The organism is Synechococcus sp. R5-15, from assembly GCF_047462035.1.
In the GTDB taxonomy this organism is placed as follows: domain Bacteria; phylum Cyanobacteriota; class Cyanobacteriia; order Thermostichales; family Thermostichaceae; genus Thermostichus.
This window is the reverse complement of record NZ_JANSIK010000173.1, coordinates 1-7796: the sequence shown is the minus strand read 5'-3', so window position 1 is coordinate 7796 and position 7796 is coordinate 1. Positions and strand designations below refer to the sequence as shown.

The following is a 7796-nucleotide window of genomic DNA, read 5'->3' as shown; positions in this document are numbered from 1 at the left end:
CCGTACTGAACATATTATACATTATTTTCAGTATAGTTGAGCTTATTATTGACTAGAGTCATGCTCTCAAGCTAACAACCACGTTCTTGGGTGTGGTCACCGGGAGCAGCTCTGCACAGCGCAGCCAACCGAAGATAGGTACCTTGATGCGGTTGCCAGAAGTGCGAATACTCCCTTCCAGGTAAAAGCTGTCTCGCACTCCCTTGCGTTTGAAGCGGGGAAACTTCCCCAACCCACCCCGCCAGCGCTTAAGGGCTTGCTCCAAGTTGCGTAATGCCTGCTGAGGGGCGCATTTGAAGACCTGGTAGTACCAGCGATGTTCTTTCTTCACCTCGGCCACTAGGCGCTTGTGCAGGTCAATGGCGGTGGGAAGTTTTTGCTGGTTCTCCAGGGCTTGCCGACAGACTTCTAAGCCCCAGTTATAGGCGTGGCGGGCTACCCCAGCGTGTTGGGCGGCTAGAGTTGTTTGCTTGCGGTTAAGAATGAGTTGCGTCCGAAAACCCAGTAACATGCCCGCCACACCGCAAAGCGTCCATGAGTTCCGTGAAGCTTTCGGCTTGGCGCTCACAAGCCCCCTTTAGCTTTAGGTAACTCATGTTGACTACTGTAGGCTTTTCGGCCTGCTGTTGTCAGCCTCTGGTTTTGTCTGCTGGTTTTGCTGGGGTTGGGGGGGTGGGGACGGCCAGCAGGGATCCCCTGCCACGGGTTGGATGTGCAACTCCAGGTAGCCGGTGGCCGGATCCGGTTGACGGGAGAAGCGATACTCCGGGCTGTCGGCGAGGACAATTTCGGCGGTGGTGTAGATGAGGCAGCCGGGGCGCAGGTGTCCCCCCCAGGTTTGGCCTCGGGCATCGGCAACGGTGAGATGGAGATGGACTCCGTCAGGGCACAGGGATCCACTCAGGGCCAGGATCTCCAGGCGTTCCGACAACAGGTGATCCCCCGTTTGGTCGGCCAGGCGCAGGGTGGCTTGGCTAAGGCTGCCGACGGCGCTGAGGACAAACCCCGCTTGCAAGGGCTGCTGCCGGGCCACTCGCTCCAGTTCCTGCTTGAGATCTTGGCCGGGGAAGAGGCGCAAGGGATAAATCTTGAGGGATCCCGGTGGCATGGGCTGGAGCTCTTGGCGGCGGGAGGAGCGGATCCCAAGTCGCCAACCGGGCTTGACCACCGGGCGGGAGCGAGCGATCACCAAGCAGTCATCCGGCAGGGGGTAGCGGGCAGGGATGGTGGAGCCGGCAGCAATGGTGACATCGGATCCCACCTGCAAAGGAGCCACCAGAACCGAGTTGGCGCCTGTTTTGCTGCGATCCCCAATTTCGGTAAAGTGCTTTTGCTGGCCGTCGTAGTTGGCGATGATGGTGCCCGCCCCGATGTTGACCTGGGATCCCAGCTTGGCATCGCCCAGGTAGGCCAAGTGGGCGGCGTTGCTGTGGGATCCAATCTGGGTATTTTTGGTTTCCACAAAGTTGCCGATGCGGCAATGATCCCCAATCTGGCTGTGGGGGCGCACGTGGGCGTAGGGGCCTATCCAGACGTGGTTGCCGATGCGGCTGTGGCTGACCACCGAGTAGAGAATGTGACAGCCGGATCCAATCTCGCTGGACTCGATCCAACTGCCCGGCCCCAGGCGGGTTCCCGAGCCAATGCGGCACACCCCTCGCAGATGGGTTTGGGGCTCGATCACCACATCGGGGGCCAATTCCACCGTTTCCTCGAGGCTGCTGCTGTCGGGATCCACAAAGGTGACCCCGGCTTCCATCCAGGCTTCCTTGAGGCGATCCTGCAAAATCTGGTACGCCTGGGCCAGTTGGCGGCGGTCGTTGACGCCCACAATTTCTTGCGGATCGGCAACATCCAGAGCGATGGCTTTGCCCACCCGCTTGACGGCATCTGTTAGGTAGTACTCCTGCTGTGCGTTGTTGCTGTTGAGATGGGGCAAAACCTGGGCCAGAGCCGGCCAGTGGAAACAATACACCCCACTGTTGATGCGGCGATTTTGCCGTTGGGCCGGGGTGCAGTCTCGCTCTTCCACCAGTTCCAGCACCCGCTGTTGGGCATCGCAAAATACCCGCCCATAGCCATAGGGATCCGCCACCTGAGCCGAGAGCAAGGTTACCTCTGGGTTCATCTGGCGGTGGCGCTCCACCAAAGCTTGCAGGGTTTCCGCCCGCAGCAGGGGCACATCCCCGTTGATCACCAGCAGATCCCCCTGAAAATCGCCCAGGACGGGCAACAGTTGCTGAACGGCGTGTCCGGTGCCCAATTGCTGGGCCTGCTCCACAAATTCAACCGGGTACTCCCGCAGGGCTTGGCGCACCTGCTCCTGTTCATAACCCACAATCACCAGACAGCGGTGGGGTTTCAAGGTTAGCACCGTGCGCAGCAGCCGCTCGATCAAAGACAGGGATCCCAGCTTGTGCAGCACCTTGGGCAGCCGTGATCGCATCCGGGTGCCCTTGCCCGCTGCCAAGATCGCTACCGATAGCTCCCGCTCTGCCATGTTCCTTCCCCGAACCGCCCCCATCAAGTATAGGCGGCGGGATGCTGCTCAAAAATCTTCTGAGGTTGGATCCAAGTTCCTGAGCCCTGTGCGGCCAAAACTGAGCTAGCTTAATGGCACATCTAGCTGGTGCAGTCTATGGCCGAGAGCAGGGGCCCTGATATGCCCCCACAGGATCGTCGGCGGTTGGTCCGCGAGGTGGCCGGCTGGCTGGCGATGCTGGGGGTGTTCATTCCAGGGTTGCAGCGCTTCTATATGAGGCACCAACGCTGGGGCTGGGGCTACTTGGTGGTGGGGCTGATGGTGTTCGTTCCTTCCATCCCGCTGCAGATTCTCAGCTACGGGGTACGCGCCCTTTGTTTGCTGGAAGGGCTGTGGATCCTGACCATGAGCAATGCCGATTTCGATTTTCGATTCAACCGAGAGTTGATCGAGCTGGAGTGGACCAGTGTGGAAGGCCGAGAAGCTCGGGATCCCGAACAGCAGTTGGAAAGCCTGTTGAAACAGGGCTTGATCACCCGCGCTGAATATGAGGAGCGCCGCCGGCAAATCCGCAAGATTTCCTGACGCAAGCATCTGCCTGGATAGACAGCCCGATAGATGGATAATGGTTCTGGTGTTGATTTTCCCGGCAATAGCTCCTGCCCGAGCTGGGCTCCTTCCTCTCCCCTGTTATCTTGCACCGTCCTTTTGCCTTATGTTGCCAAGCCTTCCTCTCGCAGCTATCCCCCTGTTCTCTATTGCGGCAGCCATGCTCTTGGTCTATCTGCCCATGGGGGTGGTGGGCTATGCCCGTGCCCGCGTCGGCTACGACCTGCATGCCCCTCGGGCTATGTTCGATAGGCTACCTCCCTACGGGCAACGGGCCACCTGGGCCCACGCCAACGGGTTTGAGACCTTTGGGATGTTTGCGGCAGCAGCGTTGATCGCCTACATCACCGGCCCTCACTCGGATCCCTGGTATTTTGGCCTCAGCGGAGATGAAGGGGTAGCTGTGCTGTGTGGGGTGTTTCTGCTGGCGCGGCTGCTCTACAACTTTTTCTACATTGCCGATATTCCCATTGGGCGATCCCTCTCCTTCTTGGCGGGATCCCTGGCCACGTTGGGCCTGTTGCTGATTAGCCTGCTGCCTTTTCTCGGCACCGGCCTGGCCTAATCTGGCGAGAGAAACTCCCCCGTCATTTGTTGAGCCTGCCGGTACCCTGGCCCAACCTGCGATACTGGAAAAGGACTTCGTCCTGCTGTCGCCAACGGCGTCCTCTGGGTGCCTCTCTTTTGTCCCACGGCCCACTACGCAACGGTCAGCCATGTACACTCTGGAACTGCTCCTGAAAGGGAACCCTGCCCCCATCGTTGTCCACCAAAAAGAGGAAGAAGCGGCCAACCGGGCCTACCAAAGCATCGTCAATGCTCTGCAGAGCGGATCCCCTCAGAGTTTGGAGCTGACCTGCGACCGCACCGGCAAAAAGGTGTTCCTGCTCACCGGTGAGCTATGTGGCGTGCAAATGACTTCCAAGTCGGGCGGCGCCAGCCCCATGGGAGCCCGTCCCGGTTTTTTGGCCCAGTTGCAAAGCTGAGGACAGCCCTTTTCTCTCTGCCGCTAAGGGATCCCCATGTCTGAGGTGGCCATTCGGGTGGAGAGCCTGACCTTTGCTTGGCCGGAACGTCCGCCGGTTTTGCAGGCGTGCAGTTTTGTCATTCCCAAGGGCCAGTTGTGGATGCTGTTGGGGCCCAATGGCAGCGGCAAGTCCACTTTGTTGCAACTGTTGTCCGGATCCCTGACCCATCCCCAGCCCCTTTCGGGCCACCTGGAGATTCGCGGTCGGCTGGGCTATGTGTTTCAAAACCCGGATCACCAACTGTTCATGCCCACGGTGGGAGCCGATGTGGCCTTTGGCTTGGGAGCAGAGGCTCTGACCTTGGCGGAAATTCACCAGCGGGTGGAAACAGCCTTGGAGCAAGTCGGATTAAAGCACCTGATCCGTCGGCCCATCCACGGCCTCAGCGGCGGACAGAAGCAACGGGTGGCGGTGGCAGGGGCTTTGGCCCGGCGCAGTGAGGTGCTGCTTTTGGACGAGCCGACAGCTCTGTTGGATCCCGATAGCCAGGCGGATTTGCTGCGGTGCATCCGGCAACTGGTGGATCAAGAAGGCATCACCGCCCTCTGGGTAACCCATCGGCTGGCAGAACTGGAGTGGGCAGATGGGGCGATTTTGCTCTCGGAAGGCCAAGTGCGTCAACAGGGATCCCCAGAGCAGGTGCGGCAACGGATTGAACAACTGTTTGGAGCCTGAGGGATCCCTGCGCATCCTGATCCCAAAGAGATCGCGAAAGCGCAGCTGCACCCCCCTGCCGTCACTGTTTAGAATGGGTAATGTATCCGGTTGATCAATTCGGTTGGCACAAGGTCATTATCCTGAACTTATTCCCCGTCTGGATCGGCTGGTTTCTACTTGTTGATCCGGGATTACGCTGGATCCCTGCAGATTTGCGTCAGCCGGTTACATCAGCGGGCCACCGGCCCCATCTAGTCTAAAGGAGCTTGAGAACATGGGACTGTCTGAAGTGATCGCCAAAGAGCTGGAAAATGCTCGCAACGTCTGCTCTGAGTACGGCGAAGGGGATCCCCACTGCCGTGCGGCCTGGGATGCGGTTGAAGAAGTGCTGGCAGCTCGCAGCCACCAGCCGAGGACTCCCAGCAGCCTAGAGCAGCACTGCGCCGAAAACCCAGATGCTGTTGAATGCCGGGTCTACGATACCTGATTCTCGGGAACCCCACAGAGTGGATGCTCTCTGTCGATTCCGTAGCGATCGACAGGGTTTCCTACTGGGGATCTCCGACAAAATCCAGCGGCCTGCCGGATCCCTGCCGGTAGGCTTTGCTTTCTTGGACTGGAAGGCTTGACTGGGTGCGGTTTCAGGCGCGACGTACAGAGCGCTTTCTTTTTAGGGTCATTTTGATTCAAACCAGGACACTGCACCCGCACTTAAAACGTTAGATGCACAGGGCCAGAAGGCTTTTCCCAGTACCTCGGTCGCCTTGTCCCAACCTGAAACGACTATGAAATTGTGACCTGCATCATTGCCATCCATCAAAACCAGGACAGGGATTCATCAAACTTATGGCTTATGGGATCCCCAGTGCCGGTGGAGAGCGTTTTTCACGAAGAAAGCCTCTGAGCAGAATCAGCCCGCAGCCATTGCCTCACCCACAAGGCGAAAGCTATTCCCAGCAGCAGCAGTTGGGGGAGCAGCGTCTGCCAAGTGGGATATATGCCCAGCCAGCGCAGCTTTGGGATCCCAACAAGAGGAGTGATGGGCAGCCAGTCCGCCACCTGTAGAGCGTGCAAGCCACTGCCCAAAAACTTAAAGCCCAAGTAGAAAATCAGCAGACTTAGACCCCGGAAAAAAACTCCCAGCGGCAATTTCAGCCCCACCTGCAGCAGCAAGATCGCCACCGCCACCAACACCAGGGATCCCAGGCCGATCCCCGCCCAAAAATCTTTTGCCGAGAGGGAAGAGGCCAACCCCACATAAAACAGCACCGTTTCCGCCCCCTCGCGAAACACCGCCACAAAGGCCAGAAAAGCCAAGGAAAAAACCTGACCCGTGGCCAGTGCCGCCTGCGCCTGTTCCCGCACAAAGGTTTGCCAAGAAGCCACTGCAGCCCGGCGGTGCAACCAAAGGCTGACCGAGAACAACAAACCTGCTGCCACCAGCCCGGTGATCCCTTCCAGCACCTCTTGTCGCGTGTGGGTGAGCATCTGCTGGAAAAACAGCTTCACCAGCAGACCGAGCATCACCGCTGCCAGCAAGCCCGCGGATCCCCCTATCCACACCCAGCGCTTCTGAGCCGATTGCCCGCTCTTGCTCATAAGGGCCAGCAGTGCCACCAGCACCAAGAGAGCCTCTAGGCCCTCCCGCAGCAGAATCGAAGCAGCATCCAGGAACGTGTAGTCCGACATAGGCTCACCCAGACAGGCGGCTCAGTTTTAGCTGGAGCCAAGAGGATTTCTAAGTGGTGGCTGGGATGAACTTGAGGGCAGCAGAATTGATGCAGTAGCGCAAACCCGTGGGTGGGGGGCCATCCCGAAACACATGCCCCAGATGCCCACCGCAGTTAGAGCAGTGGACTTCCGTGCGGGGCACAAACAATTTCCAGTCCGTCTTGGTGCCGATCACATGGGGAGCAATCGGCTCCCAAAAGCTGGGCCAACCGGTGCCACTGTCGTACTTGGCCGCCGAGGAAAACAGCTCCTGACCACAGCCGGCACAGACATAGATACCTGGGGCCTTGTTGTCGTAGTAAGCGTTGCGGAAGGGGGGCTCAGTGCCCTCTCGGCGCAGCACATAGTATTGCTCTTCGGTGAGCAGTTGCCGCCACTCGGCGTCGGTTTTGGTGAAGGGATAAGTCTGTTGGGCCATTGCTCTTTGCTCTCCTGCTAAGCTGAGGGGTGCTGTAATCAACCCGGCCACCGCCAAGGTCAACAGCTCGCGTCGTCGCATGATGAGGTTCATCTGTTGTCGCTGTGTAAGTGGCGGGGAGGCCATCCCTACTAGGGGGATCCATCCGCCTTTGTCCGCCACCTGTGGGTTGAGACCTGCAAGCAGGTTACCCGTATCTTAACCCTTCTTTACGCTCCCTTCTGCAAAACAGGGAGATAGCCAGTATTCTATGGGTTCCATTGGCAGCTTCTATCCCCAGCTTCAGGCGCCATCCCGTTACAATGAGCGCAGGTGGGCTGCTTGTCCAACCCTAGACGAGTAATGGAGTTCTTCCTATGCTGCTGGTCGGCTCAGGTGCAAAGTTTGTGCAGCAACTGGAGCAATCTGGGGCTTTGGCCATCTTTGTAACCCCAGAGGGGGGGTCCGAAGGACATTACCTGCGGCGGCTGCGCGGAGCTGGGTATGAGGTGGTCACCCTCTCCAGCAAGGGAATCGGGGATCTGGCCAGCTATTTGACGCGCATTCATGGGGTACGGCCTGCCACGCTGGGCAAATCGGAGCGGCGCACCTATTTCTTTCCCGCGTTGATCGAGCAGTATCGGGCCACCTTGCCCCCAAAAGCTAAGGGGTTGGTGTTTTGGTTTTACGAGGGGCATGTGTTCAGCCAACAGGAACTCTCCTACCTGGTGAAGCTGAGTCGGGAAGACAAGGGAGTGAAGTTTGTGGTGGAACTGGGCCGAGAACGGTCAATTCGTTGGCAACCTCTGCAGAGCGCCTGAACCTGATACATTTACGCTGAACACTGCTGAACATCACTGTTCAACTATGCAGCGATAGCATTCTGTTTGTT

Annotated in this window: 10 protein-coding genes and 1 pseudogene; 6 read left to right on the top strand and 5 right to left on the bottom strand. The window is 58.5% G+C overall.

The genetic code is table 11. The features are described from left to right. Positions 1 to 58: 58 nt before the first annotated feature. The 3 genes and pseudogenes from NW839_RS12845 to glmU all read right to left on the bottom strand — a co-directional run. On the bottom strand, positions 59 to 511 hold the full coding sequence (locus NW839_RS12845) for an RNA-guided endonuclease InsQ/TnpB family protein (protein ID WP_414350124.1): 453 nt from the start codon (positions 509 to 511) through the stop codon (positions 59 to 61). A gap of 90 nt (positions 512 to 601) precedes the next feature. Continuing rightward, entirely contained in the window at positions 602 to 1108 is a 507-nt protein-coding gene (locus NW839_RS12840) for a PPC domain-containing DNA-binding protein (RefSeq protein ID WP_414328979.1), read from the bottom strand. Positions 1109 to 1150: 42 nt separating this feature from the next. Then, positions 1151 to 2500 (bottom strand): annotated as a pseudogene (gene glmU, locus NW839_RS12835) (bifunctional UDP-N-acetylglucosamine diphosphorylase/glucosamine-1-phosphate N-acetyltransferase GlmU); the annotation flags it as partial. 138 nt (positions 2501 to 2638) lie between these two features. Here glmU and NW839_RS12830 point away from each other — a divergent pair. The 5 genes from NW839_RS12830 (at position 2639) to NW839_RS12810 (ending at position 5263) form a co-directional block, all read left to right on the top strand. Further along, on the top strand, positions 2639 to 3067 hold the full coding sequence (locus NW839_RS12830) for an SHOCT domain-containing protein (protein ID WP_414380696.1): 429 nt from the start codon (positions 2639 to 2641) through the stop codon (positions 3065 to 3067). A 130-nt stretch (positions 3068 to 3197) separates the two neighbouring features. Next, positions 3198 to 3656, top strand: a complete 459-nt coding sequence (locus NW839_RS12825) for an MAPEG family protein (protein ID WP_414344246.1) — start codon at positions 3198 to 3200, stop codon at positions 3654 to 3656. 151 nt (positions 3657 to 3807) lie between these two features. Further along, on the top strand, positions 3808 to 4077 hold the full coding sequence (locus tag NW839_RS12820; protein WP_414332008.1) for a hypothetical protein: 270 nt from the start codon (positions 3808 to 3810) through the stop codon (positions 4075 to 4077). Between the two features lie 36 nt (positions 4078 to 4113). Continuing rightward, positions 4114 to 4794, top strand: a complete 681-nt coding sequence (locus NW839_RS12815) for an energy-coupling factor ABC transporter ATP-binding protein (RefSeq protein WP_414331746.1) — start codon at positions 4114 to 4116, stop codon at positions 4792 to 4794. A 256-nt stretch (positions 4795 to 5050) separates the two neighbouring features. Next, complete coding sequence (locus NW839_RS12810) at positions 5051 to 5263, top strand: CP12 domain-containing protein (protein ID WP_011434185.1); 213 nt, start codon at positions 5051 to 5053, stop codon at positions 5261 to 5263. Positions 5264 to 5661: 398 nt separating this feature from the next. Here NW839_RS12810 and NW839_RS12805 read toward each other — a convergent pair whose 3' ends face one another. Both NW839_RS12805 and msrB read right to left on the bottom strand, forming a co-directional pair. Continuing rightward, positions 5662 to 6465 carry an FTR1 family iron permease gene (locus NW839_RS12805; protein WP_414350126.1) on the bottom strand — a complete coding sequence of 268 codons (804 nt, stop codon included), beginning with the start codon at positions 6463 to 6465 and terminating at the stop codon, positions 5662 to 5664. Positions 6466 to 6514: 49 nt separating this feature from the next. After that, on the bottom strand, positions 6515 to 7006 hold the full coding sequence (gene msrB, locus NW839_RS12800; protein WP_414380695.1) for a peptide-methionine (R)-S-oxide reductase MsrB: 492 nt from the start codon (positions 7004 to 7006) through the stop codon (positions 6515 to 6517). 275 nt (positions 7007 to 7281) lie between these two features. Between msrB and ndhN the strand changes: the two genes are divergently transcribed. Beyond that, on the top strand, positions 7282 to 7725 hold the full coding sequence (ndhN, locus tag NW839_RS12795) for an NAD(P)H-quinone oxidoreductase subunit N (protein WP_414344253.1): 444 nt from the start codon (positions 7282 to 7284) through the stop codon (positions 7723 to 7725). The last annotated feature ends 71 nt before the right edge of the window (positions 7726 to 7796 follow it).

Excerpts from the sequence above, each read along its gene's own strand:
- NW839_RS12845 (WP_414350124.1), bottom strand. The coding sequence starts at position 511 with ATGTTACTGGGTTTTCGGACGCAACTCATTCTTAACCGCAAGCAAACA.
- NW839_RS12840 (WP_414328979.1), bottom strand. The coding sequence starts at position 1,108 with ATGCCACCGGGATCCCTCAAGATTTATCCCTTGCGCCTCTTCCCCGGC.
- NW839_RS12830 (WP_414380696.1), top strand. The coding sequence starts at position 2,639 with ATGGCCGAGAGCAGGGGCCCTGATATGCCCCCACAGGATCGTCGGCGG.
- NW839_RS12825 (WP_414344246.1), top strand. The coding sequence starts at position 3,198 with ATGTTGCCAAGCCTTCCTCTCGCAGCTATCCCCCTGTTCTCTATTGCG.
- NW839_RS12820 (WP_414332008.1), top strand. The coding sequence starts at position 3,808 with ATGTACACTCTGGAACTGCTCCTGAAAGGGAACCCTGCCCCCATCGTT.
- NW839_RS12815 (WP_414331746.1), top strand. The coding sequence starts at position 4,114 with ATGTCTGAGGTGGCCATTCGGGTGGAGAGCCTGACCTTTGCTTGGCCG.
- NW839_RS12810 (WP_011434185.1), top strand. The coding sequence starts at position 5,051 with ATGGGACTGTCTGAAGTGATCGCCAAAGAGCTGGAAAATGCTCGCAAC.
- NW839_RS12805 (WP_414350126.1), bottom strand. The coding sequence starts at position 6,465 with ATGTCGGACTACACGTTCCTGGATGCTGCTTCGATTCTGCTGCGGGAG.
- msrB (WP_414380695.1), bottom strand. The coding sequence starts at position 7,006 with ATGCGACGACGCGAGCTGTTGACCTTGGCGGTGGCCGGGTTGATTACA.
- ndhN (WP_414344253.1), top strand. The coding sequence starts at position 7,282 with ATGCTGCTGGTCGGCTCAGGTGCAAAGTTTGTGCAGCAACTGGAGCAA.